This window comes from Bradyrhizobium sp. BLXBL-01, from assembly GCF_051853025.1.
In the GTDB taxonomy this organism is placed as follows: Bacteria; Pseudomonadota; Alphaproteobacteria; order Rhizobiales; family Xanthobacteraceae; genus Bradyrhizobium.
On the sequence record NZ_CP182471.1, the window covers coordinates 3789093 to 3812083 of the forward strand.

The 22991-nt window shown below is 64.1% G+C and carries 25 protein-coding genes; 16 read left to right on the forward strand and 9 right to left on the reverse strand.

Annotated elements, in window-relative coordinates; translation table 11 throughout:
- Positions 1 to 73 precede the first annotated feature (73 nt).
- Positions 74 to 1120: a polysaccharide deacetylase family protein gene (locus ACNJYA_RS17585; protein WP_439403302.1), complete on the forward strand. Its 1047-nt coding sequence runs from the start codon at positions 74 to 76 to the stop codon at positions 1118 to 1120.
- Here the strand turns inward: ACNJYA_RS17585 and ACNJYA_RS17590 are convergent.
- Positions 1104 to 1325 carry a DUF2842 domain-containing protein gene (locus tag ACNJYA_RS17590; protein ID WP_018320088.1) on the reverse strand — a complete coding sequence of 74 codons (222 nt, stop codon included), beginning with the start codon at positions 1323 to 1325 and terminating at the stop codon, positions 1104 to 1106. The genes ACNJYA_RS17585 and ACNJYA_RS17590 overlap by 17 nt on opposite strands.
- A 110-nt stretch (positions 1326 to 1435) precedes the next feature.
- Here ACNJYA_RS17590 and ACNJYA_RS17595 point away from each other — a divergent pair, with 110 nt between their 5' ends.
- Entirely contained in the window at positions 1436 to 2518 is a 1083-nt protein-coding gene (locus ACNJYA_RS17595) for a COX15/CtaA family protein (protein ID WP_439403303.1), read from the forward strand.
- Here the strand turns inward: ACNJYA_RS17595 and ACNJYA_RS17600 are convergent, their stop codons facing one another.
- The 4 genes from ACNJYA_RS17600 to ACNJYA_RS17615 all read right to left on the reverse strand — a co-directional run bounded on the left by ACNJYA_RS17600 (position 2519) and on the right by ACNJYA_RS17615 (position 5915).
- Complete coding sequence (locus ACNJYA_RS17600) at positions 2519 to 2860, reverse strand: hypothetical protein (protein WP_439403304.1); 342 nt, start codon at positions 2858 to 2860, stop codon at positions 2519 to 2521. It abuts the gene before it with no gap.
- 106 nt (positions 2861 to 2966) lie between these two features.
- Positions 2967 to 4247, reverse strand: a complete 1281-nt coding sequence (locus ACNJYA_RS17605) for an O-acetylhomoserine aminocarboxypropyltransferase (protein WP_260379370.1) — start codon at positions 4245 to 4247, stop codon at positions 2967 to 2969.
- A 150-nt stretch (positions 4248 to 4397) separates the two neighbouring features.
- Entirely contained in the window at positions 4398 to 4982 is a 585-nt protein-coding gene (locus tag ACNJYA_RS17610) for a CoA-binding protein (RefSeq protein WP_439403305.1), read from the reverse strand.
- 108 nt (positions 4983 to 5090) lie between these two features.
- Positions 5091 to 5915: an enoyl-CoA hydratase gene (locus ACNJYA_RS17615; RefSeq protein WP_439403306.1), complete on the reverse strand. Its 825-nt coding sequence runs from the start codon at positions 5913 to 5915 to the stop codon at positions 5091 to 5093.
- A gap of 85 nt (positions 5916 to 6000) precedes the next feature.
- Between ACNJYA_RS17615 and ACNJYA_RS17620 the strand changes: the two genes are divergently transcribed.
- The 6 genes from ACNJYA_RS17620 (at position 6001) to ACNJYA_RS17645 (ending at position 9681) form a co-directional block, all read left to right on the forward strand.
- On the forward strand, positions 6001 to 6429 hold the full coding sequence (locus ACNJYA_RS17620; protein WP_439403307.1) for a PaaI family thioesterase: 429 nt from the start codon (positions 6001 to 6003) through the stop codon (positions 6427 to 6429).
- Between the two features lie 158 nt (positions 6430 to 6587).
- On the forward strand, positions 6588 to 7052 hold the full coding sequence (gene rplM, locus ACNJYA_RS17625; RefSeq protein WP_018642440.1) for a 50S ribosomal protein L13: 465 nt from the start codon (positions 6588 to 6590) through the stop codon (positions 7050 to 7052).
- Between the two features lies 1 nt (position 7053).
- A complete protein-coding gene (gene rpsI / locus ACNJYA_RS17630) occupies positions 7054 to 7533 on the forward strand; it encodes a 30S ribosomal protein S9 (protein WP_018642439.1) in 480 nt (159 codons plus the stop codon).
- Positions 7534 to 7762: 229 nt separating this feature from the next.
- The gene (locus tag ACNJYA_RS17635; protein ID WP_439403308.1) at positions 7763 to 8983 is read left to right on the forward strand and encodes a diguanylate cyclase; all 1221 of its coding nucleotides are present in this window, start codon (positions 7763 to 7765) and stop codon (positions 8981 to 8983) included.
- A 60-nt stretch (positions 8984 to 9043) separates the two neighbouring features.
- Positions 9044 to 9280 carry a hypothetical protein gene (locus ACNJYA_RS17640; RefSeq protein WP_439403309.1) on the forward strand — a complete coding sequence of 79 codons (237 nt, stop codon included), beginning with the start codon at positions 9044 to 9046 and terminating at the stop codon, positions 9278 to 9280.
- A 101-nt stretch (positions 9281 to 9381) separates the two neighbouring features.
- On the forward strand, positions 9382 to 9681 hold the full coding sequence (locus ACNJYA_RS17645) for an antibiotic biosynthesis monooxygenase family protein (protein WP_439403310.1): 300 nt from the start codon (positions 9382 to 9384) through the stop codon (positions 9679 to 9681).
- A gap of 3 nt (positions 9682 to 9684) precedes the next feature.
- Here ACNJYA_RS17645 and ACNJYA_RS17650 read toward each other — a convergent pair whose 3' ends face one another.
- On the reverse strand, positions 9685 to 10836 hold the full coding sequence (locus tag ACNJYA_RS17650) for an AI-2E family transporter (RefSeq protein ID WP_439403311.1): 1152 nt from the start codon (positions 10834 to 10836) through the stop codon (positions 9685 to 9687).
- A gap of 136 nt (positions 10837 to 10972) precedes the next feature.
- On the opposite strand from ACNJYA_RS17650, the gene ACNJYA_RS17655 reads away from it, so the two are divergent.
- The 6 genes from ACNJYA_RS17655 (at position 10973) to ACNJYA_RS17680 (ending at position 16118) form a co-directional block, all read left to right on the forward strand.
- Positions 10973 to 11677 carry a hypothetical protein gene (locus ACNJYA_RS17655; RefSeq protein WP_439403312.1) on the forward strand — a complete coding sequence of 235 codons (705 nt, stop codon included), beginning with the start codon at positions 10973 to 10975 and terminating at the stop codon, positions 11675 to 11677.
- A 90-nt stretch (positions 11678 to 11767) separates the two neighbouring features.
- Positions 11768 to 12541 carry a gamma-glutamyl-gamma-aminobutyrate hydrolase family protein gene (locus ACNJYA_RS17660; protein WP_172783496.1) on the forward strand — a complete coding sequence of 258 codons (774 nt, stop codon included), beginning with the start codon at positions 11768 to 11770 and terminating at the stop codon, positions 12539 to 12541.
- A gap of 567 nt (positions 12542 to 13108) precedes the next feature.
- Positions 13109 to 13645, forward strand: coding sequence for an alpha/beta hydrolase (locus tag ACNJYA_RS17665; protein ID WP_439367140.1), 537 nt, complete (start codon positions 13109 to 13111; stop codon positions 13643 to 13645).
- Between the two features lie 134 nt (positions 13646 to 13779).
- Positions 13780 to 15162, forward strand: a complete 1383-nt coding sequence (locus tag ACNJYA_RS17670) for an NfeD family protein (RefSeq protein WP_212255163.1) — start codon at positions 13780 to 13782, stop codon at positions 15160 to 15162.
- A complete protein-coding gene (locus tag ACNJYA_RS17675) occupies positions 15159 to 15920 on the forward strand; it encodes a slipin family protein (RefSeq protein WP_172783499.1) in 762 nt (253 codons plus the stop codon). Before ACNJYA_RS17670 ends, ACNJYA_RS17675 begins: the two co-directional genes overlap by 4 nt.
- 63 nt (positions 15921 to 15983) lie before the next feature.
- Positions 15984 to 16118, forward strand: a complete 135-nt coding sequence (locus ACNJYA_RS17680; protein ID WP_439367142.1) for a hypothetical protein — start codon at positions 15984 to 15986, stop codon at positions 16116 to 16118.
- 148 nt (positions 16119 to 16266) lie between these two features.
- Here the strand turns inward: ACNJYA_RS17680 and ACNJYA_RS17685 are convergent, their stop codons facing one another.
- Positions 16267 to 17754: an outer membrane protein gene (locus tag ACNJYA_RS17685; RefSeq protein WP_439367144.1), complete on the reverse strand. Its 1488-nt coding sequence runs from the start codon at positions 17752 to 17754 to the stop codon at positions 16267 to 16269.
- 307 nt (positions 17755 to 18061) lie between these two features.
- On the opposite strand from ACNJYA_RS17685, the gene ACNJYA_RS17690 reads away from it, so the two are divergent.
- Positions 18062 to 19024 (forward strand): AraC family transcriptional regulator, encoded by a 963-nt coding sequence (locus ACNJYA_RS17690; protein WP_439367146.1) that lies wholly within the window; start codon positions 18062 to 18064, stop codon positions 19022 to 19024.
- Between the two features lie 91 nt (positions 19025 to 19115).
- Here the strand turns inward: ACNJYA_RS17690 and glnA are convergent, their stop codons facing one another.
- Together glnA and ACNJYA_RS17700 are read right to left on the reverse strand one after the other, a co-directional pair.
- The gene (gene glnA, locus ACNJYA_RS17695; RefSeq protein ID WP_172783502.1) at positions 19116 to 20525 is read right to left on the reverse strand and encodes a type I glutamate--ammonia ligase; all 1410 of its coding nucleotides are present in this window, start codon (positions 20523 to 20525) and stop codon (positions 19116 to 19118) included.
- A 153-nt stretch (positions 20526 to 20678) separates the two neighbouring features.
- A complete protein-coding gene (locus ACNJYA_RS17700) occupies positions 20679 to 21017 on the reverse strand; it encodes a P-II family nitrogen regulator (protein ID WP_007603495.1) in 339 nt (112 codons plus the stop codon).
- Between the two features lie 380 nt (positions 21018 to 21397).
- On the opposite strand from ACNJYA_RS17700, the gene ACNJYA_RS17705 reads away from it, so the two are divergent.
- Positions 21398 to 22897, forward strand: coding sequence for an NAD(P)H-hydrate dehydratase (locus tag ACNJYA_RS17705; RefSeq protein WP_439403313.1), 1500 nt, complete (start codon positions 21398 to 21400; stop codon positions 22895 to 22897).
- Positions 22898 to 22991 lie beyond the last annotated feature (94 nt).

The window sequence follows — 22991 nt, forward strand, 5'->3', positions numbered from 1 at the left end:
CAAACAAAGGTCAACAAAGGGTAATGACAATGGGCGAGGGAACGGACCGCCGGCGCGCGCGAAGGGTGGGATTTTGGCTTCCGACGACAGATGGCTGGAACGGCTGCGCCTCGAGCTGGCCTGGTTCACCGGCCAGGCCATGCTGCGCAGTCGCGGTGCCGGCGCCATCCTGCGCTTCCAGCACGTGCGTCCGCGGCGGCGCGGATTTCAGCCGCTGCGCGAGCACGAGGTCACGCCGCAATTCCTCGATCGCGCCATCCGCGCGCTGAAGCGGTGGAAGTACGATTTCCTCGGCATGGACGAGGTCTGCCGGCGCGCGGTGACGCTGCCGGAGAAGCGGCGCTTCGTGGCGCTGACCTTCGATGGCGCGCCCAAGGATCTCATCACCTTCACCTATCCTGTGCTGGCGCGTCACGCCGTGCCATTCACGGTCTATGTGCCGACCGCTTTTCCCGACGGCGTCGGCGAGGCCTGGTGGCTCGGGCTGGAGCAGGTGATCGCACGCGAGAGCCGCATCAGCCTGATGATGGGCGAGAAGGAGCAGCGCTTCACCGTCGTCGACAAGGCCGGGAAACAGGCGCTGTTTTCGTATCTGGAGAGCTGGTTGCGCTCGCTGCCGCCGGCGGATCTGTCGGCCGCGATCGCCGATCTCTGCACGCGCTACCGGATCGATCTCGCCGCGCTCTCGCGCGAGGCCTCGATGGATTGGGAGGACCTCGCCAGGCTCGCCGCCGATCCGCTCGTGACGATCGGCAGCGCAACGGTGAACTATCCGGTCCTGGCCAACATGAAGGACGCAGCCGCACTGCGCGAGATGACGATGGGCAAGGCCGTGGCGGAATCGGCGTTCCACCGCGAGATCAGGCATTTCGCCTTTCCGTTCGGCGACCGCGCTTCGTTCCGGCGCGGCCACGTCGTGATGGCGGAGGAGGCGGGCTTCGCCAGCGCCGCCTCGACGATCCCGGGCATCGTTGAGGCGGAGGGACGCACAAACTTGCGCGCGCTGCCGCGGATCCCCTGGGACGGGCGCGTGCGCTCGTTGCGGATGCTGCGCGTGCTGGTGTCGGGCGTCGCCTTTGCGCCGGTGAGGCCGACCGGGAGCGCTACGAGCCAGACTTGACGCGATCGGGCCGCTGCATCCAGCTCACGATCGGCATCGCCGGCAGCACCCAGCCCATGCCGACCACCACATAGTAGATCGCCTGCCGCCAGCCGGATTCGGCGATCCACGGCATCTGCGCCGCCGCCATGCCGAGCAGGGCCCAGACGGTGGCCAGCACCAGGAGCAGGATGGCGCCGAGGAACTTGCGGGTGCGGATCGTCATGGCGGGGACTTTAAGGCTTTCGCGTAACTTGCGCTGCGGGAGCGGGGGACTATAAGGGGCACGCAATCCGGTTCAAGTCTCTTAGCCACAGGCTTGGTTTTGTCTCTGAAATGACGACGATTTCCGCCCCATCCGAGCCGCATCGCGCCGTGCGCTGGTGGCTGATCTGCGTGGCCGCGCTGATCGCGCTGATGGTGCTGGTCGGCGGTGCGACACGGCTGACGGAATCCGGCCTTTCGATCGTCGAATGGAAGCCGGTCACGGGCAGTGTTCCGCCGCTGTCGGAGGCGGCGTGGGCCGAGGCGTTCGAGGCCTACAAGAAGATCCCGCAATATCGCGAACTCAATTCAGGCATGAGCCTGTCCGAGTTCAAGCAGATCTTCTGGTGGGAGTGGAGCCACCGGCTGCTCGGCCGCTTCATCGGCGTCGCCTATCTCTTGCCGTTCCTGTTCTTCCTCTGGCGCGGCGGACTGCCCGGTGAGCTGAAGCGCAGGCTGTGGCTGCTGTTCGCGCTCGGCGGGCTGCAGGGGGCGGTCGGCTGGTGGATGGTGGCCTCGGGCCTCACGGAGCGGGTCGAGGTGTCGCAATATCGGCTGGCGACGCATCTTTCGCTCGCGCTCCTGATCTTCGCCGGCATCGTCTGGACGGTGCGGCGGCTCAAGGAGCGCCCGCACATCGCCGTGTCCGCGCGGCTGCGGTTCACGAGCGCGCTGCTGCTCGTGGTGACGTTCGTGCAGATCTATTTCGGCGCACTGGTCGCGGGCCTGCGTGCCGGGCGGGCCTACAACACCTGGCCTGAGATCGACGGGGCGCTCATCCCGTCGGCGGAGCGGCTGTGGTTCGAGACGCCGTGGTGGCGCAACATGTTCGACAATGTGCTGACGGTACAGTTCGAGCACCGCATGACCGCCTATGCGCTGTTCGTGCTCGCGCTGCTGCATGCGATCGACGCGGTGCGTTTGCGCGCAGGCGCAGCAGCAAGCGGCGCGCTGTGGCTGTTCGCGGCGGTGAGCGTGCAAGCCGTGCTCGGCATCCTCACGCTGCTCAACCAGGTGCCGATCGATCTCGCGCTGACGCACCAGGCGGTTGCGATCGTGGTGTTGACGCTGGCGGTGATGCAGGTCGAGCGGCTGGCATCACGGCAGTCTGCGCGGGCGCAGCCGCGCGTAGTTCCCGTGAGCCAGCCCGGCTGATCAGCAATAGCCGTAGACGCCGCACGCATAGGGCAGGCGCCAGAAATAATCGACCTGCTTGCCGCCGTAATACGCGCCTTGATAATCGTAGCTCCACGGGCGGCCGTAATAGCCGGGCAGCGTGTGCGAGCCGGGCAGAAGCGGCGTGCCGGGCAGGTTGCGGATATAGCTGCCGATGCCATAGGCCGGCGAGATCAGCGCATCCGGATCGGTCTCGACATAGACCTGAGGCGGGTCCTGCGGCACGGCGGCGCGCCGCTTCGGCGTCGCCGGCAGATCGGCGGCAATTGCAGCCGACGCCGTCAGCATCACTGCCAGGGCAGGCACCATCCAGCGCAGCATCGTCGGCTCCGAATCAAAGGGGCGATCCAAGGACGATGTATGGGGCAGATATGGTTAATGAGGGTTAACCGGCGGCGGCCGAAAGGGCCGCCGTCGTTCCCAGGCGCTACGCCCCCAGCGCCTGCTCCAGATCCGCGATCAGGTCTTCCTTGTCCTCGATGCCGATCGAGAGGCGGACCACGTCGGGGCCGGCGCCGGACTTGATCTTGGCGGCGTCGTCGAGCTGGCTGTGCGTGGTCGAGGCCGGATGGATCACCAGCGAGCGGGTATCGCCGACATTGGCGAGGTGCGAGAACAGCTGCAGCTTCGACACCAGGCTGACGCCGGCGTCGTAGCCGCCCTTCAGGCTGAAGGTGAACACCGCGCCCGCGCCCCGCGGCGCGTATTTGCGCGCGAGCTGGTTGTACTTATCGTTCGGCAGGCCGGCGTAGCTCACCGAGGCCACCGCCGGATGTCCCGCGAGGTATTCGGCAATGGCCTTGGCATTGTCGCAGTGCTTCTGCATGCGCAGCGGCAGCGTCTCGATGCCGGTCAGGATCATGAAGGCGTTGAACGGCGACAGCGCCGGGCCGAGATCGCGCAGGCCGAGCACGCGGCAGGCGATCGCGAAGGCGAAATTGCCGAAGGTCTCCTGCAGGCGGATGCCGTGATATTCGGGGCGCGGCTCCGACAGCATCGGATATTTGCCCCCCGTGGACCAGTCGAAGGTGCCGGCATCGACGATGATGCCGCCGAGCGAGTTGCCGTGGCCGCCCAAAAATTTCGTCAACGAGTGCACGACGATGTCGGCGCCGTGATCGATCGGACGGATCAAATAGGGCGAGGCCAGCGTGTTGTCGACGATCAGCGGAACGCCCGCCTTGCGTGCCACGGTCGAGATCGCCTCGATGTCGGTGATGCTGCCGCCGGGGTTGGCGATGGACTCGATGAAGATCGCCTTGGTGCGCGGCGTCACCGCGCGCTCGAAGCTTGCGATGTCGTCGGGATCGGCCCAAACCACGTTCCAGCCAAAGCTCTTGAAGGCGTGCGTGAACTGGTTGATCGAGCCGCCATAGAGTTTTCGCGCGGCGATGAACTCGTCGCCGGGTTGAAGCAGCTGCTGCAGCACCACGACCTGCGCGGCATGGCCGGAGGCCACCGCGAGCGCGGCCGTGCCGCCTTCGAGCGCGGCGACGCGTTCTTCCAGCACGGCGTTGGTGGGATTGCCGATGCGGGTATAGATGTTGCCGAACGCCTGCAGGCCGAACAGCGAGGCGGCGTGGTCGGCATCGTTGAAGACGAAAGAGGTCGTTTGATAAATCGGAGTTGCGCGCGCGCCGGTGGTGGGGTCGGGCTGTGCACCGGCATGCACGGCAAGCGTTGAAAATCCCGGAAGGCGATCGCTCATTGAGGGCGTCCTGTTCTTGTGGTCTGAAATCGCGCGGCATGCTGATCGGCGCCGTGCCCAACGTCAAGGCGCGGCGTCACATCAGGATCATTTTGGGAATGATCGTGCTACGCATTGTCGCGTTTTCGAAACGAAACCTTCGCAAGTGCGTCAGCTTTGCTCGCTCTTGTTCTTCGCAGCACGATCCGATGCGGCGGTGTTGCCACCGCCGACGCTCATCCGATTGAGGGATAGCCGCATGCCCTGCGTCGGCGCCGGCGCGCGCTTGGAGCTGAGCGTGCGCGAATTCACGCCCATCCACGAGATTTCGGACGACAGGCGGCCATATTCGATCTTCGGGCAACGGTTCATGACCACCTTGATGCCGACTGATTCCGCTTTCGCCGCAGCGGCATCGTCGCGCGCGCCGAGCTGCATCCAGATCACCTTCGGCAGCGGGTCGAGCGTGAGCGCCTCCTCGACGACCGGCATGATGTGGCTGGAGTTGCGAAAGATGTCGATCATGTCGACGGGACGGCCGATGTCCGACAGTGACGCGACGAACGGCTTGCCGAGCAGCTCCTTGCCGACATGGCCGGGATTGACCGGGATCATGTGGTAGCCGCGCTGCCCCAGATATTTGAACGCGAAATAGCTCGGCCGCACATTGACCGGAGAGGCGCCGACCATCGCGATCGACTTCACGCTGTTGAGGATGCCGCGGATGTAATTGTCGGGATAGGCGTCGTGGTTCATTTGTCGTTCTTCTTTCTTGTCATTGCGAGGAGCGAAGCGACGAAGCAATTCAGGCTGTTTCCGCGGAGGGATTCCTGGATTGCTTCGCTTCGCTCGCAATGACGAATTTCACTCATCCCGCCATGTCGGCGCGCGCTTCTCGATGAACGCACCGATGCCTTCCTCGGCATCGCGCGCCATCATGTTCTCGGTCATCACCTCTGCGGCATAGCGATAGGCATCCGCAAGGCTCATCTCGGCCTGGCGGTAGAACGCCTCCTTGCCGAGCTTGATCGTGTAGGCGGATTTCAGCGCGACCTGTTGCGCGAGCTCGATCGCGGCGCCGAGCTCGGTGCCGGCAGGCACCACGCGGTTGACGAGACCGATCTCGCGGGCGCGGTCGGCCGTGACAGGCTCGCCCGTCAGCAGCATCTCCATGGCCTGCTTGCGCGTCACGTTGCGCGACAGCGCCACCATCGGCGTCGAGCAGAACAGTCCGATGTCGATGCCGGGCGTAGCGAACTTCGCCGCCTCCGATGCGATCGCCAGATCGCAGCTTGCCACCAGCTGGCAGCCCGCCGCGGTGGCGATGCCTTGGACGGCAGCGACCACGGGCTTGGGCAGGCGCACGATCGCCTGCATCATGGCACTGCATGCCGTCATGATCTGCGCAAAATAAGCCCGGCCGTGATCCGGATCGGTGCGGCGCGCGGTCAGTTCCTTCAGGTCGTGGCCGGCGGAAAAAGCCGGGCCGTTGGCTGCGATCACGACCGCACGGATGTGCTTGTGTTCCGCGATCGCATTGAGGCTCGCATGCAGCTGTCCGATCATTGCCTCCGAAAGGCTGTTGCGCGCGGCTGGTCGGTTCAGCGTGAGCACGGCGACGCTGCCGACGATCTCGCGCAGCAGGATCGGCGGTTGCGGGGCGGGGGCGCGGGCGGCTTGGGAGGACATTGACGCGATTTCCCCTAAATGATTGCAATTGGATGACACCGATAACTTAATGTAACAGGGCAGGCGAAGCGAGGGTGGGGACGGCATGGCGTTAGCGAAAATGAGCGTGGCGGAGCTGGAGCAGTTCCTCCGTGACGAGTTTCCCCAGGCCTTCAGCGGTGACGACATCACGATCGAGAGCGCGGACGGCCAGACCAGCCTCTTGCGCCAGCACTACAGCGAACGGATGCTGCGGCCGGGCGGAACCGTGTCGGGCCCGACCCTGATGGCGCTCGCGGATTTCGCGATGTACGTGGTGCTGCTGTCCGCGATCGGGCCGATCGGGCTCGCCGTTACCACCAATCTCAACATCAACTTCCTGCGCAAGGGCCAGCCCGGGCAGGACGTGCTGGCCGAGGCCCGGCTGCTCAAGCTTGGCAAGCGCCTTGCTGTGGGGGAGGTGAACCTCCTGTCCGGGACCTCACCCGATCCGATCGCCCACGTCACCTCGACCTATTCCATTCCAAATGTTTGAGCTTTTTGCAGGTAATATCGCACCATATTTTTAAGCCATTGATTTTACGTTGCTAATTTGCACTCTGGGGCATTGACCGTTGCGCCTCTCTTCTCTAGAAACCCGCGCAGTCCGGCGCGATGTTCGCGCCGATATCTCCCGTCCACGGAAACTCCGACATGAAAACCTTTTCGGCAAAGCCGGCTGAGGTGACGAAGAAGTGGGTGCTGATCGACGCCAAGGGTCTGGTCGTCGGCCGTCTCGCCACCATTGTCGCCATGCGCCTGCGCGGCAAGCACCTCCCGACCTACACCCCGCACGTCGATTGCGGCGACAACGTCATCATCATCAATGCGCAGCATGCGGTACTCACCGGTCGCAAGCGCGAGCAGAAGACCTACTACAAGCACACCGGCTATGTCGGCCACGTCAAGGAGCGCACCGCGCGCCAGATCCTCGAGGGCCGTCATCCCGAGCGCGTGCTCGAGAAGGCCGTCGAGCGCATGATCCCGCGTGGTCCGCTCGGTCGCGTCCAGATGGGCAACCTCCGCGTCTACGGCGGGGCTGATCATCCGCACGAGGCGCAGCAGCCCGAGAAGATCGACATCGCCAAGTTGAACCGCAAGAACACGAGGGCCGCATAACATGGCCGAATCCATTCAGTCGCTCGACCAGCTCTCGCAGCTCAAGACGGCGGCCGCGCCCGAGGCGCCCAAGCACGAGAAGAAGGTCGACAAGTTCAACCGCGCCTATGCCACCGGCAAGCGCAAGGACGCGGTCGCCCGTGTCTGGATCAAGCCGGGTGCCGGCAAGGTCACCGTCAACTCGCGCGAGGTCGAGGTCTATTTCGCCCGTCCCGTGCTGCGCATGATGATCGAGCAGCCGTTCTCGGTGGCCCAGCGTTCGGGCCAGTACGACGTGATCTGCACCGTCGCCGGCGGCGGTCTGTCCGGCCAGGCCGGTGCGGTCCGTCACGGTATCTCCAAGGCGCTCACCTATTTCGAGCCGGAGCTGCGCTCTGTGCTCAAGAAGGGCGGCTTCCTCACCCGCGACTCGCGCGTGGTCGAGCGCAAGAAGTACGGCAAGGCCAAGGCCCGCCGGTCCTTCCAGTTCTCGAAGCGTTAATCGCTTCGGTCGCATTCGCCGCGAAAGCGGCTTCAATGAGATGCAAAAGGGCGCTGATTTCAGCGCCCTTTTTGTTGTTCGTTTGTATGCAAATTGATGGCGTGTTTCCCGAAAACTTAGGGATCCGCGAAAACCTGAATGGAACCCGCGCGACCTAGCGTCGCCTTCGGAAGGGCGCGCAAATCGGCTGGGCCGATCGCGTAACTGCTATTTTCTAAAGGGGGCCGACATGATGTCGCTCGATAGCATCACGCTCTATTTGGTCGCCACCATGGTCGCCGCACTGCTCGGCGCCATGATGGTGTTTTTCGGCAAGCAGGAGAATAGCCCCGCGCTGAAATGGTGGGGCACCGCCTATCTGCTCGGTGCCGCCTCCGTCGCGTTATGGACCGCGGCGGGCGACAGGCTGGGGCCGCACTTGTACCTCGCGCTGAACGCCGTCGGTTTCGTCGCCTGCGGCATGGTATGGAACGCGGCGCGCGTCTTCCACGGCCGCAAGCCGAACTGGCCCGGGCTCGTGCTCGGCGCGCTCGCCTGGGTCGCGGCTGCGACGCTGCTCGATCCCACGGCATCGATGCTGCGCATGCTCGTCGGTGCCGGCATCGTCTCGGTGTACGCGGCGCTGACTGCGAGCGAGCTCTGGACCGAACGGCGCAAGAGCGTGCAACGGCGCTGGCCGGCCTTCGTGATGCCGGTGATGCACGGCTGCGTGTTGATGCTGCCGATCGTGATCGGCAGCGTCCTGCGTCCGCATGATGCCGGCTTCTCCTCGAGCATCTGGGTTACGGTGTTCACGGTCGAACTCATCCTCTATGCCGTCGGTACGGTGTTCGTGATCTTCATGCTGGTGTCGGAGCGCACCGTCACCGCGCACCGGACTGCGGCATCGACCGATCCTTTGACCGGCATGCTCAACCGCCGCGGCTTCTCGGAGGCCTGTGCGCGCGTGATCGAGCGCGAGGCAAAGGCCGGGCGGCCCGTGACCGTGATGATCTTCGACATCGACCACTTCAAGTCGATCAATGACCGTTTCGGCCATCCCGCCGGCGACGAGATGCTCAAACTGTTCTCCACCGTCGTGGTCAGCAATTTGCGCATCTCCGACCTTTCGGGCCGCATCGGCGGCGAGGAGTTCGCCGCGCTGTTGCCGTGCGCGCTGGAGGAGGGCGTGCTGGTCGCCGAGCGCGTGCGCGAGGCGTTCGAGACCTCCGGCGTCGTGGTCGACGAAGGTCCGGTCGACACCACCGTCAGCATCGGCGTCGCCGGCGGTCCGGCCGGCACCGAGCTCGAGGTGCTGCTGGCCTCGGCCGACACCGCGCTCTACCAGGCCAAGCGCGGCGGCCGCAACCGCGTCGAGGCGGCCGAGGAGCTGCCGCTGTCGCTGGAGAACTGGCGGCGTCAGAGCGCGGCGCGGATCGGCGCATCGCAGGCGCGTCCGGCCACCGCGTGAGAATGCAGGGCGGGCTTGCGGTAAATCTCTGTTTACCATTCGATCCCTACCATCGTGGCCATGGAATCGATCCGCCGACAGAATCCGCAAGCCGCCCTGATGTGGCTCGAAGCCGAGGCCGCCTCGGCCCGCGGCGGCTTCGCCTGTCTGTTCTCGACCGCGGACGAATACGAGAGCGCGCTGATCACCGAGCGCCGCGCGCAAGGGCGCTACACGCAGCACCGTAGCTACTGGCCGTTCGTGCTGTTCGCGGGGTGTGCGCTGATCGTGACCGGCACCGTTCTGCTGTTCGCCTGACGCACCCGCAATTCGGCTGGGGCAGGGCGCCGTTCCGGCGCCTTTTTCTTTGGCTCCGGCTGCGCTAGACACGGCCATCGAACAAACAGGGTGGAAAGCCGATGATCACCGAGATCGCGCAAATCGACGTCAAGCCGGGCAGCGAGAAGGATTTCGAGGCGGCCGTCGCCAAGGCCAAGGCCGCTTTCGGCCGCTCCAAGGGCTTTCACGGCTTCGAGCTGCACAAGTCGATCGAGAAGCCGCAGCGTTACCGGCTGATGGTGAAATGGGCGACGCTGGAGAACCACACCGTGGACTTCCGCGGCTCGGAGAATTTCGCGGAATGGCGCGGCCTGGTCGGCCAGTATTTTGCCGCGCCCCCCGAGGTCGAGCACACCGAGACCGTGCTGACCACGGAATGAGTGTCAGGCCGCCTCCGCCAGAGGCGGCGCCTCATACATCTTGACATGGTCGATCATGACCTTGGCGATGGCGACCAGCGGGAGCGCCAGCGCGAGGCCCCAGATGCCGAAGACGACGCCGAGCAGGATCTGGAACGCGAACAGCGTGGCCGGCGGGATGTCGAGCGCCTGGCGCTGCAGGATCGGCGTCAGCACGTAGCTTTCCATGGCGTGCACGCCCATGAAGAGCAGAAACGCCGACAAGGCGGGAATCCATCCCGAGGCGAGGCTCGCCAGCACCACGATGACGCCGGCGATGATGGCTCCCACCGTGGGGATGAAGGCGAGCAGGCCCGCCTGAATCCCTAAGATGAACGCGCCGGGGATGCCGATGACGGCAAGTCCGATCCAGGTCACGGCACCGACCGCGATCATGACGATGATCTGGGCGATCAGCCAGCGCTCCAGCGTCTCCGCGATACGGTCGATGACGATGGCGACACGGGTACGGTGCCGCGCCGGTGCCAGGAACAGCAGGCCGTCATGATAGACTTTGGGCTGGGCGGCGAAGGCAAGGCCCAGGAACAGCACGATGAAGATGTTGCCCACGCCGTGAATGGTGCCGAGCAGCAGCTTGAGGGTCTGGCTCACGATCGCGCCGCCGCTGGAGGCGAGCGCGCCGGCGCTAGGCAGGGGAGCGCGCGAGGGCGTTGCCGGCGCGGGCGTCGTCTCCGAGGACGCGTTGGTCGCGGAGTCCGGCGCAGCGTTGCCGAGATCGAAGAAGCTGGTGTCGATGCCGTAGTTCTCGAGCAAGGACCTGACATTGGTGATCTGCGACTTGATGGTCTTGCTCAGGAGCGAGGCCTGTTCGGCAATGGTGGCGCCGCCGAGATAGGCGACGCCCGCAAGCAGCAGAGCGAGCGCGACGCAGACGATTGCAAGCCGCATCGTGTGAGGCAGGTGGACCCGCCGACCGAGCGCATTGACCAGCGCGTTGAGGCCGAGGCCGAGCAGCATGCCGGTGAAGATCAGCAGCACGGTGGTCGCAAAAAACCAGGTGAAGGCGAGCAGCGCGGTGAACAGCACCACGCCGATGCCGCCGACCGCGATCGCCCAGGCCTGATCCCGCGCGAGGTCGGCACGGGCGCGGGGTCGTTCATCTGCGGGAAAGGTCACATCGTATCCTGTCTTTGGTAGCTGCAATCGGGGCACTCTTTCGACAAACGCGCCTCCGATCAAGAGCGGCAACGCGCCCGTTTGACGCCCCCGCGCGAACGGTGCAGAGCGGTGAGGAAACAGAAGTGAGGGGCGCTTGGGCACTATCAGCAAGTGGGCCGGTCTGCTCGGGCTCTTGGCTTTGCTCGTCGGTGGCGACCAGATCCGGATCAACCGGCCGGACCATAAATTCCGCCTGACGGTCGAGGTGACGACGCCCGCCGGGATCAAGACCGGGTCGGGCATTCTGGCTGTCGTGCCCGATCGCAACTACAACCGCAGTGGCCGCACCACGATGCGTGGGGAGGCTGTGTTCGTCGATCTCGGCCAAGGCAAGAACATCGTGGTCTTGCTGGCGCATCAGCAGGGCGCCAAGCTCGACCTCGACGACATCAACTATGTGGCGCTCCGCGCCTATGGCATCGCGCGCGGCAGCCGGGTGTCGTTCAAGGACATGAGCCGGCAGACCGGCGTTGTCCCGGTGCAAGGGGAGCTCATCCCCGTGCTCGTGAGCTTCGGCGATCCTAGGGATCCCAAGACCGCGCGCCTTGTCGACAGCGACCATGCAGAGGCAATCCTGGGCGACGGCTACGCGATCCGCGGCTTCTCCGCCGAGGTGGTGCCCAGCGGGTTCTGGCCGATCGACTTCGGGGGCGCTCTCGGAGAGCCCGTGACGCGCGGTATCGAGGCCAGGCTTCCCTGGCTGGACGCGCCGGGCGAGACAGCGGCAATTGCGCTGAAGGCGGCCGGTCTGCCCGTGACCGGCGGGATGGAAGCCCGGGAGGCATTTGCGCGAAAATAGCATTGCCGTCCCGCGATCCCTTCAGTTGAATTTGTTTCATCTGAGGGGCATGTTTGGGGAATCTTCTTATCGGGAGGCGCGGAACGACAGATGAGAAAGCCGGTCGTCGGCGTGATCGGGAATTCCTATCGCGTCGAAAATCGATTTCAGGTCCAGATGGTTGGCGAGCGAAACCTGCGCGCCGTGGCCGAAGTCTCCGGCGGCTTGCCGCTGATGTTCGCGGGCTCGCCCGACATTACCGATATCCCGGCGCTGCTCGATACCGTGGACGGCATCATCCTGACCGGCGCCCGGGCCAACGTTCACCCGACCCGCTTCAACGTCGATCCCTGCGAGAAGCACGAGCCTTACGACATCCACCGCGACGAGGTCGCGCTGGCCCTTTCGGTCGCCTGCGTCGCCCGCGGCATTCCGCTGTTCGGCATTTGCCGCGGCCTGCAGGAGATGAACGTCGCCTTCGGCGGCTCGCTGCATCCCGAGATCCGCGAGATCCCCGGCCGCATGAACCACCGCATGCCCAGGCTCGAGAACGGCGATATCCATCCCGATCCGACCGTGGTGTTCGCCGACCGTCACGACGTCGACCTGACGCCTGGCGGCGCCTTCGCGACGATTCTCGGCTGCGAGAAGATCCGGGTCAATTCGCTGCACGGGCAGGGCATCCTCGATCCCGGCAAGCGCGTGCTGATCGAAGGCATCGCCGAGGACGGCACCATCGAGGCGATCCGCATCGCCGAAGCCCCGAGCTTTGCTCTCGGCGTGCAATGGCACGCGGAGTACGACCCGCAGCACAATCCGATCAACCGCAAGCTGTTCGAGGCCTTCGGCGAAGCGCTGGTGACACGGCAGAAGGCGGCGGCGTAGGCCACGCGGGCGCGAGTCTCGCTCTGTCCTCGTCATTGCGAGGAGCCCTTGCGACGAAGCAATCCAGGATCTTCCAGCGGAGGCAGTCTGGATTGCTTCGCTGCGCTCGCAATGACGGAATACGCGGCATTGCCGGTATTCTCCAGTTCTCAGCTCAACTTGCAAGCACGCGTTGACGATCTCCCGGCGGCTTTTGCCCGAGGCCTGACGTTGCGTGCTCGCGACCCGCGTTATGCAATCATGGTTCGTTCGAAATTCCGCCCGCGATAAACCAATCAGTAGGAATTGGTCCGCCGCGATAATCGCGGCTCTGATTTGTTCTTTGAGAACGAACTGGAGTCAGATGCAGAACGAAAGCTGACATCAGTATCGGCTTGCGGAAAGCCTTGCGAGCTGCAGAAGGCTTTCACGGCGACGTGGTATAGTGGAGGTAGATCCCATCTTAGTTGCGCGGTTGAAGGTGAGGAATTGCCATTGTCGGCTCATGACCATTGTTTCATCAAGGGTGCCGCTCCGGATCACACCCCGTTGCTGATGCTTCACGGTTCGAGCGGCACGGAGCTGCACATGGTGCCGCTGGCTGGGCGGCTCGCCCCGGGCTCGATGGCCGTCGCGCTTCGAGGCGCCGTGCCCTGGGAGGCCGGCTTCGCTTTCTTTCGCCGGTTCGAGGATCGCTCGATCGATGAACGCGATCTACTTGCCCGAGCCGATGTGCTGGCCGGCGAGGTGGTCCGGATCGGGAAGAACTATCGCTTCCCGAGGCCGCCGGTCGCGATCGGCTTATCGAACGGCGCCATCATGGCCGCTGCGCTGCTCATGCTCTATCCTCGCTGTCTCTCCGGTGCCGTTCTTTTCAGGCCGCTGTCGCCGTTCGCGGTCGCTCCAGACACGCGCCTCTCGCGCGTCCCGGCTCTCCTGGTCGATGGTGACAATGACGAGCGGCGGCTGCGCGGCGACGGGGCTCGCCTGGCACAACGGCTGGCGCACATGGGCGCCGACGTAGCGCATCACGTGCTGCCGACGGGGCATTCGATCACGGAAGACGACATTGGCCTGACGCGCGAATGGTTGAAGCCGCTGCTAGGCCAGGCAGAAAGTGGATAGAGCCGCGCCGCGAGCGCGTCGGCAATCCTGCATGGGCATTCCCATTGCGTTGCACAATCGGAACGTTGATCTCCATGCGCAGCATTGAGGTTTCATGAGAAGAATACCATATGCTCTGCAAGGGAGCCCGTGCCGTGCAGACCATGAAGGCGGCCCTCGTTGCGGCGATCACCGTCGTGGCTTTGATCTGCTGCCTCCTTCCCAGCTCAGCGGAGGAGAGCAAGCGCGTAGCCCTCGTTGTCTCGATCGACGGGGCGATTGGCCCGGCGTCAGCCAGCTACGTGCGGGAGGCCTTGGCCAGCGCGAGCGAACGGCGCGCCGAGGTCGTGCTTCTGAGGATGAACACGCCCGGCGGGCTCAATTCCAGCATGCGCGAGATCATCGCGGATGTGCTCGCCTCGCCTGTCCCTGTCATTGGCTACGTCGCTCCCTCCGGCGCCCACGCGGCGAGTGCGGGGACCTATATCCTTTATGCGACCCACATCGCGGCGATGGCACCAGGCACCAACATCGGTGCGGCGACGCCGGTCCAGATTGGCGGGCCGCTTCCGGGCCTGCCGAGCGGCACACCCGACAAGGATGGCAAAGACAAGAAGCATGAGCCGAAGGACGCGATGACGGCGAAGGCCACGAACGATGCCGTCGCCTTCATCCGAAGCCTCGCCGAGCTGCGCAACCGCAATGTGGACTGGGCAGAGAAGGCGGTCCGCGAGGCTGCAACACTCTCTGCCAACGGCGCGCTGGAGGCACATGCCATTGATCTCGTCGCGCGCGATCAGGCTGAATTGCTGCGGCAGGTTGATGGCCGCGTGGTGGAGCTCGCAGGCGGCAGGACGCAACGCCTCGCAACAAAGGATGCTGTCGTCGAAGCGGTCGAGCCCGGACGGATATCCCGGTTCCTGGCGGTCATCACCGACCCCAACGTGGCGTTCATTCTGCTGATGGTCGGCATCTACGGCCTGATCTTCGAGTTCATGTCTCCCGGAGCCGTCGCCCCGGGAGTCGTCGGCGCGATCTGCCTGCTGATCGGCCTCTATGCGCTCAATTTGCTGCCGATCAACTATGCCGGCCTCGCCCTGATGCTGGTGGGACTCGTGCTTCTCACCATCGAAGCCTTCAACCCGACCGTGGTGGTCGGCTTCGGCGGGATCATCGCCTTCGTGCTCGGAGCAATGATGCTCTTCAGGAGCGAGGCGCCTGGATACCAATTGTCGTGGTGGGTGATCGGTGTCACTGCGGTCGTGTTCAGCGGCTTTGCTCTGGTCGTGCTTGGTTCGCTGCGGCGCGTCCGCAAAGCTCCTGCGCTGGTCGGCGCGCAGGCCATGCGCGGCTTGCCCGCCGAGGTTCTCGACTGGAACGGGAACGAAGGCCATGTCTTCGCCCATGGTGAGCGCTGGCAGGCGCGCGGCGCCGAAACCTTCAAGCCCGGAGAGACGGTGGAGGTCGCCAATGTCGTCGACCTGACGCTGCTGATACGCCGCACACCCGCCCGGACAGGCGAGGGAGGTCCATCATGATGCTGGAATATCTGACGTATGCGGCGCTTGCGCTGCTTGTCATCGTGTTTCTATCCCAGGCTATTCGAATCCTGCGCGAGTACGAGCGCGGCGTCGTCTTCACGCTCGGCCGCTTTACCGGTGTGAAGGGCCCGGGCCTCATCCTGCTCGTCCCGATCGTGCAGCAACTCGTCAAGGTCGATCTGCGGGTGATGGTGCAGGTGGTGCCGCCGCAGGACGTAATTTCGCGCGACAACGTCTCCGTCAAGGTCAACGCCGTCCTGTACTTCCGCATCGTCGACCCCGAGCGCGCCATCATCAAGGTCGGTGACTACATGGCGGCGACCAGCCAGCTCGCCCAGACCACGTTGCGTTCGGTGCTCGGCAAGCACGAGCTCGACGAGATGCTTGCCGAGCGCGACAGGTTGAACGCCGATATCCAGGAGATCCTCGACAAGCAGACCGACGTCTGGGGCATCAAGGTCACCGGCATAGAGATCAAGGACGTCGATATCAACGAAACCATGGTTCGCGCGATTGCCAAACAGGCCGAGGCGGAGCGCCTGCGGCGGGCCAAGGTGATCAATGCGATGGGCGAGCAGCAGGCCGCCGAAAAGCTCGTCGAAGCCGGCCGGATACTGGCGCAGGAGCCTCAGGCAATGCAGCTTCGTTACTTCGCGGCTCTGCACGACATCGCCGGTGAACGCTCGTCGACGGTGGTGTTTCCGCTCCCCACCGGCCTGCTCGACCATTTGATGCCGCGACCTAACAACCCGTAACAGAAGGCCGCGAGGTGCTGATCGCGAGCGCGTCGAGGCCGGCCTTTGCGGGACGGCTGCACCGTGACCATCCGCTTCGGCAAGAAGGCCGGAGCGCCGAGGTCGCGTGACGGCCTGAAGATCGCCTCCGACAACGCGACGCTGGTGAAATGGGCGCCCATGGTGACCGAGATCGGCGTCAACTTTCCGGACAAGTGACGTGCGCATTCCAAATCTCGATCCGAATAAACCAATCGGTAGGAATTGCTCCGATGCGATTTTTGCGGCTCTGATTTGTTCTTCGAGAACGAACTGGAGTCAGATGCGGAACGAAAGCTGACGGGCGCATCGAAGCCCGGTCATCGGATCAGTAGCGTGCGGTGATGGCTCCGGGCAGCGGATTGAAGTGATAGTTCACGCCTAGCTTGAACAGCTGCAGATCCTGCGTGATCGCGCTGTTGACAGCGGCCGCTGCCGGGGCCCACAGGGGCTGACTGTAAGTGCCGCTCTGACTCGTCTGCTGGTTGAACATGCGGATGTAGTTGTACTCGCCTTTGACCGACCAATTGCCCGCCAATGCATATTCAAGCCCGGTTCCGATCACGGCGCCTGAGTGTAGGGCCTTGCCGCTGGCTGCGAGAGATTCGCTGAGGGCTCCAAAGACTTCTACGCCATTCATTGCGTGGTTTTCATTGGCGAGCGCAAGACCAGCCTTGCCATAGACAAGCAGGCGATCGCCGACGACAAAGCCGGCGCGGCCGCTGGCGATCGCAAGCCAGTCGGTCGAGGTGTTCAGACCGGACGTTACCATCGATCCGCCCAACGGGAACGTGGAGGATCGGCTGCCCTTGATACCCGTCCACATCCATTCGCCTTCCACGCCGAGCACAAACACGCCGGACTGAACGTTGACGCCGCCGTCAAAGCCTCCAAGCCATCCGCTGACATCAAAACTGCCACTGCCCGGCAGGGGTGCGGGAGCTTGGCTCCGCCACTCGCGACCAAAGCCATAGCCACCCTGCACGCCGACAAAGCCGCCGGTCCAGTTCGTGCCGGGCACCGCCCTGACGGGCGGATATTTGGGATCGACCGCAGGATCAGCAATTCGGTAGTTCGCGCCCACCTTGATCAGGTGGATGGAATCCTGCGTGATCGGTACATCAACCGAGAAAGGAGTCGGGAGAGCTGTGGAGCTACCGCTCATCCGCACCGACCGCGTGCCGAAATGCAAGTAGTCGTATTCGGCTTTGACCGACCAATTCCCCTCCAATGCATATTCGGCGCCAAGGCCGATCATCGGTGCCCAACGGTATTCATTCCCGCTGAAGCTCGATGACGAGGTGCCGGCGAAGAAGTCGTTGCTCGCTGCATTGCTACTGTGCTTTTCCCACGCGCCGGCGATGCCACCCTTTGCGAACACCAGCCAGCGGTCGGCCGCCAAGCCGACGCGGCCCGCCGCCGTTGCCAATGCCTCGATCCTCGATGTGACCGTGGCGGTCGTATCGATGAAGAACGGCTCTTCAACGCGCATGTTCTGAGAGCCGCGGATATTGGCCCATGACCCGTCCAGCTCAAGACCGAAAACCAGACTTGCGATCTGCTTGTTGATGCCGATCTGTCCGCCCGCGAGGAAGCCGCTCGCGGCATAATCATTGTTCGGTCCAAACACGTTACCGACCCACCAGTCCTTCATGCCGCCACCATAGCCGGCATGCACGCCGACATAGACGCCGCTCCAGTCGACAGCGGCAGGCGCAAGCGCAACTGCCTTGACGGGCAGATCCGCGGCTGAGGCCGCCTGCGTCAGTGCAAGACCGAACGCAGCGGTCGAAAGAAATCTTCCCGTGATTGCCATTGAGCCCCCTGCAACCGGCGCGCGTATTCGAAAGCGACGTCAGGTAGCTATACTGGGAGCGGCGCTGCTTCGGCTTGGGGCACGCGCCACACCTACTTGGACGGATCACCACAAATCTGGCGATTGCCATCACCTGTGATCGCATTGCCACATCAGCCGGCGCGCTGGTCCAGCGCCAACGTCGTATCGAGCCGCAGTTGAAGTGGCGTGTGATCCGAGTTGGACCTTGCAATGAAAGGCCTTTGAACGCCGCCAGTTTCCTGCGACAAAAGAGCGCCGGGCAATCTCACTTTTATGGAGAGGTGTGTTGGATACTGGCGACGAATTGATTGCACTGGAGCTGTCCAGCTCGGAATTTGCCGATCGCGAGAGGACCGAAGCATTTCACCAGATCTACGGCCGCGAAATTCTCAAGCTGGAAATCGAGCCGTTGCCCGATACGGCGCTTCAGATCGACATGAAGCTGCGTGCGTTGCCTGGAATGTCCGTCGCGGCCGCGACCGCTTCTCCGATTTTCTGTCGGCACACCGAAGCGATGATCGACAACGACGATCCCGTGCTCGTGTTCAACCTCGATGGTACGGCGATCCACAATCAAAATGGTCACGAGACGTGCCTCGGCCCCGGGGAGGCGGTTTTGACAACGAATGGATTGCCGGGGACGGCAACCAATCCCACGACGAGGCGTGTCGTCACCTGGCGGATCAGCCGCGCCTTGATTGCGCCCTTGGTCAGGAATTTCGACGACGCGATCGGCAGACCACTCGACAGAGGCAATCCCGCGCTTTCGCTGTTTCTGGATTATCTCGGCATCGTCAATGAGAGACAGACGCTTGCGAACGCCGCCATGCGGCGGGCGGTTGTGAACCACATGATCGATCTCGGCGCCCTGGTCCTGGGCGCGACTCCGGATGCCGTCGAGCTGGCGAACATGCGCGGCGTTGCAGCCGCCCGAATGCGGAGCATCAAGACCCACATTCGCGCCCAGTTCGGTAATCCTGGCTTGAGCCTGGATTCCGTCGCAGCCAAGCAGGGCATCTCGAAGTCCTACGTCCGCAGGCTCTTCGAAGCCGAAGGCACGAGCTTTACGGAGTTCGTCCTCAACCAGCGCCTGGCCTCTGCCTACAAGATGCTGACGGATCCAAGCCTCGCAGGCCGCTCGATCAGCGAAATCGCACACCAGTCAGGATTCAACGACATCTCGTACTTCAACCGCAGCTTTCGGCGTGCTTACGGTGCGTCCCCGTCCGATATTCGCATGCGCAAGTGAGCCGCAGGCGGGCGGACGACCTTACAGTTGCAAACGAAAAGGCGCCTCCTTCCGGAAGCGCCTTTAGCTTGTCGCAGACGGTTCAGGCCGATCAGCCCGAATAGTACATGTCGAACTCGATCGGGTGCGGGGTCATCTCGAAGCGCTCGACCTCGGTCATCTTCAGCTCGATATAGGCGTCGATGAAGTCGTCGTCGAACACGCCGCCGGCCTTGAGGAAGGCGCGGTCCTTGTCGAGGTTTTCGAGCGCCTCGCGAAGCGAGCCGCACACCGTCGGGATCTGCTTCAGCTCTTCCTTCGGCAGATCGTAGAGGTCCTTGTCCATCGCCGGACCCGGATCGATCTTGTTCTTGATGCCGTCGAGGCCGGCCATCAGCATCGCGGCGAAGCCGAGATAGGGATTGGCGAGCGGATCGGGGAAGCGCACCTCGACGCGCTTGGCCTTGGGCGAAGCGGTGTAGGGGATGCGGCAGGAGGCCGAGCGGTTGCGCGCGGAATAGGCGAGCAGCACGGGGGCCTCATAGCCCGGGACCAGACGCTTGTACGAATTGGTCGACGGGTTGGTGAAGGCGTTGATCGCCTTGGCGTGCTTGATGATGCCGCCGATATAGTGGAGGCAGGTCTCCGACAGGTCGGCATACTTGTTGCCGGCGAACACCGGCTTGCCGTCCTTCCAGATCGACTGGTGCACGTGCATGCCCGAGCCGTTGTCGCCGTAGACCGGCTTCGGCATGAAGGTGGCGGTCTTGCCGTAGATGTGGGCGACCTGATGGATGCAGTATTTGTAGATCTGCAGGTGGTCGGCCATCAGCGTCAGCGTGTCGAACTTCATGCCGAGCTCGTGCTGGGCGGAAGCGACCTCGTGGTGATGCTTCTCGACCTTGACGCCCATCTTGGCCATGGCCCCTAACATCTCGGAGCGCATGTCCTGCACGGAGTCCTGCGGCGGGACGGGGAAGTAGCCGGCCTTGGTGCGGATGCGGTGGCCGAGGTTGCCGCCTTCATATTCCGTGTCGGTGTTGGTCGGCAGTTCCGAGGAGTCGAGGCGGAAGCCGGTGTTGTAGGGGGAGGAGGAGAAGCGCACGTCGTCGAACACGAAGAACTCGGCTTCGGGGCCGACGAACACGGCGTCGCCCACGCCCATCGACTTCACCATCGCCTCGGCCTTCTTGGCGATGCCGCGGGGGTCGCGATTGTAGGGCTCGCCGGTGGTCGGCTCGAGCACGTCGCAGGTGATGACCATGGTGGTCTCGGCGAAGAACGGATCGATCGTCGCGGTCACCGGATCGGGCATCAGGCACATGTCGGACTCGTTGATCGCCTTCCAGCCGGCGATCGAGGAGCCGTCGAACATCGTCCCTTCGGCGAAGATGTCTTCATCGATCATGCTGACGTCGAACGTGACGTGCTGCCACTTGCCGCGCGGATCGGTGAAGCGCAGGTCGACGTACTTCACGTCGTTGTCCTTGATCGATTTCAGGACGTCTTTGGCGGTCTTCATGCATACCCCTTATGGCTCTGCGGGTCGGTTTCCAGGTGAGCAAGATTGTTCTCGCTTTTGGCGAGTTCGCGCGCGACCGCACAAACGAAATCAGGCCGCCGAAGCAGCCTTATTTCTTGTCAGAGTGTCGCAAAATGCGGGATAGCACCCGGCTCAGATAGCGTCCAGCCCGGATTCGCCGGTTCGGATGCGGATCGCCTCTTCGATGTTGGAGACGAAAATCTTGCCGTCGCCGATGCGGCCGGTCTGCGCGGCGCGGCGGATCGCGTCGATGGCGCGCTCGACCAGATCGTCGCCGATCACGATCTCGATTTTGACCTTCGGCAGGAAGTCGACGATGTATTCTGCGCCGCGGTAAAGCTCGGCGTGACCCTTCTGCCGGCCAAAGCCCTTGGCCTCGGTGACGGTGATGCCCTGCAGACCGACTTCCTGAAGCGCTTCCTTCACCTCGTCGAGCTTGAATGGCTTGATGATGGCTTCGATTTTCTTCACTGCGCGACTCCCGGCCTTTCGATCCAATAGCAACGTCTTCGTCAGGGCGCGCATTTCTCAACGCACGATCTTGTCTTCTCTATGCCGGGATCCCTGACCGGTCCGGCAACAACGGCCAGCCACACCCTTGAAGACGCCAGTGAGCACGACGAACCGAAGCGGCTTCCTCGAAAGCAGGGTCTATGCCAAGTTGCAAATGCCCTGATTATCGGAGCGTTATCAGCCCTTTAACGAGCATCTCTGAGTGGTGTGCCGACCTGCACAAAATACCGAAGACTACGAAATAGGCAAACGGTTCAATATGTGTGCAGATCGACGTTCCCGCCGCCGGATCGGCGCCAAAGATGCCTGTTCAAGAGGCGATTGTACTAGGAAGTGGCATGGAAGTTCTGACCAACGCCGAAATGCAGCGCGCCGACCAGCTCGCCATCGCGGCCGGCACGCCCGGTTTCAAGCTGATGCTCAGCGCCGGCCAGGCGGTCGCCGAGGCCGCCCAGGGATTGGCAGAGGAGGGGCCGATCCTGATCGTGGCCGGCCCCGGCAATAATGGCGGGGACGGTTTCGTCGCCGCCGCCGAGCTCGCCGCACAGGGGCGGGAGGTCTCGGTGATCCTGATGTGCGAGCGCGACCAGCTCCAGGGCGATGCCGCCTCCGCCGCGCGCGGCTGGAAGCATCCGGTGCTGCCGTTCAACCCGCAGGCGATCGGCAGACCTGCGCTGATCATCGATGCGCTGTTCGGTGCGGGCCTCAGCCGCACCGTGGACGGCGAGGCGCGGGAGCTGATCGAGGCGATCAACGCCAACGGCGCCCCGGTGCTCGCGGTCGACCTGCCGAGCGGCATCAACGGCACCAGCGCGGCCGTGATGGGCGTGGCGGTGAACGCCACCGAGACCGTCACCTTCTTCCGCAAGAAACCGGCGCACCTGCTGCTGCCGGGACGTGTGCATTGTGGCCGCGTCAGCGTTGCCGACATCGGCATCGATGCGCAGGTGCTGGACGAGATCGCGCCGCAGATTTTCGAAAACGATCCCGATGTCTGGGGCGCAGCGTTTCCGGTGCCGCGCATCGATGGCCACAAATATGCGCGAGGGCACGTGCTCGCGGTCTCGGGCGATGCGGCCGCGACCGGCGCGGCACGGCTCGCCGCGCGCGGCGCGCTACGCGCCGGCGCGGGCCTCGTGACGCTGGCGAGCCCGCGCGATGCGCTCGCGATCAATGCGAGCGCGCTCACCGCGGTCATGGTGCGCCCCGTCGACAGCGCGATCGAGTTCGGCGAGCTGCTCGGCGACAAGCGCTATAACACCTGCATCATCGGCCCCGGTGCCGGCATCGGCGAACGCACTTGCGATTTCGTCCATACCGCGCTTGCCGCGCAGCGGCATCTGGTGCTCGATGCGGATGCGCTGACCAGTTTTGCCGCAACCCCCGAGCGCCTGTTCGAGTTGATCAAGTCCTCGCAGGACAATGCGGTGGTGCTGACCCCGCATGAAGGCGAGTTTCCGCGCCTGTTCTCCGATCTCAGCAACAAGCATCCCGGCCGCTCCAAGCTCGAGCGCGTCCGCGCCGCCGCCGAGCGCTCCGGCGCCGTCGTGCTGCTGAAGGGGCCGGACACCACAATCGCCGCGCCCGATGGCCGCGCCACCATTGCCGCGAATGCGCCGCCCTGGCTCGCCACGGCCGGCGCCGGCGACGTGCTGTCCGGGATCATCGCGGGGCTCTTGGCGCAAGGCGTGCCGGCGTTCGAGGCCGCCAGCATCGGCGTCTGGATGCATGGCGAGGCGGCAAGCGAAGCCGGGCCGGGCCTGATTGCAGAGGATCTGACCGAGACGCTGCCGGCCGTGCACCGGCGGATCTACGATGCGCTCGGCGTGGAGTTTTGAGCTGTTCGCTACGGGGGTAGGATGGGTAGAGCGCAGCGAAACCCATCATCTCAAGCCTGGGCGCGATGGCGATGGGTTTCGCTGCGCTCTACCC

Bases quoted from the DNA above. Each gene is read 5' to 3' on its own strand.
- ACNJYA_RS17605 (WP_260379370.1), bottom strand. From the start codon at position 4,247: ATGAGCGATCGCCTTCCGGGATTTTCAACGCTTGCCGTGCATGCCGGT.
- ACNJYA_RS17665 (WP_439367140.1), top strand. From the start codon at position 13,109: ATGGTGCCGCTGGCTGGGCGGCTCGCCCCGGGCTCGATGGCCGTCGCG.
- ACNJYA_RS17640 (WP_439403309.1), top strand. From the start codon at position 9,044: ATGGAATCGATCCGCCGACAGAATCCGCAAGCCGCCCTGATGTGGCTC.
- ACNJYA_RS17600 (WP_439403304.1), bottom strand. From the start codon at position 2,860: ATGCTGCGCTGGATGGTGCCTGCCCTGGCAGTGATGCTGACGGCGTCG.
- ACNJYA_RS17620 (WP_439403307.1), top strand. From the start codon at position 6,001: ATGGCGTTAGCGAAAATGAGCGTGGCGGAGCTGGAGCAGTTCCTCCGT.
- ACNJYA_RS17595 (WP_439403303.1), top strand. From the start codon at position 1,436: ATGACGACGATTTCCGCCCCATCCGAGCCGCATCGCGCCGTGCGCTGG.
- glnA (WP_172783502.1), bottom strand. From the start codon at position 20,525: ATGAAGACCGCCAAAGACGTCCTGAAATCGATCAAGGACAACGACGTG.
- ACNJYA_RS17705 (WP_439403313.1), top strand. From the start codon at position 21,398: ATGGAAGTTCTGACCAACGCCGAAATGCAGCGCGCCGACCAGCTCGCC.
- ACNJYA_RS17675 (WP_172783499.1), top strand. From the start codon at position 15,159: ATGATGCTGGAATATCTGACGTATGCGGCGCTTGCGCTGCTTGTCATC.
- ACNJYA_RS17685 (WP_439367144.1), bottom strand. From the start codon at position 17,754: ATGGCAATCACGGGAAGATTTCTTTCGACCGCTGCGTTCGGTCTTGCA.
- ACNJYA_RS17660 (WP_172783496.1), top strand. From the start codon at position 11,768: ATGAGAAAGCCGGTCGTCGGCGTGATCGGGAATTCCTATCGCGTCGAA.
- ACNJYA_RS17610 (WP_439403305.1), bottom strand. From the start codon at position 4,982: ATGAACCACGACGCCTATCCCGACAATTACATCCGCGGCATCCTCAAC.
- rpsI (WP_018642439.1), top strand. From the start codon at position 7,054: ATGGCCGAATCCATTCAGTCGCTCGACCAGCTCTCGCAGCTCAAGACG.
- rplM (WP_018642440.1), top strand. From the start codon at position 6,588: ATGAAAACCTTTTCGGCAAAGCCGGCTGAGGTGACGAAGAAGTGGGTG.
- ACNJYA_RS17615 (WP_439403306.1), bottom strand. From the start codon at position 5,915: ATGTCCTCCCAAGCCGCCCGCGCCCCCGCCCCGCAACCGCCGATCCTG.
- ACNJYA_RS17590 (WP_018320088.1), bottom strand. From the start codon at position 1,325: ATGACGATCCGCACCCGCAAGTTCCTCGGCGCCATCCTGCTCCTGGTG.
- ACNJYA_RS17645 (WP_439403310.1), top strand. From the start codon at position 9,382: ATGATCACCGAGATCGCGCAAATCGACGTCAAGCCGGGCAGCGAGAAG.
- ACNJYA_RS17635 (WP_439403308.1), top strand. From the start codon at position 7,763: ATGATGTCGCTCGATAGCATCACGCTCTATTTGGTCGCCACCATGGTC.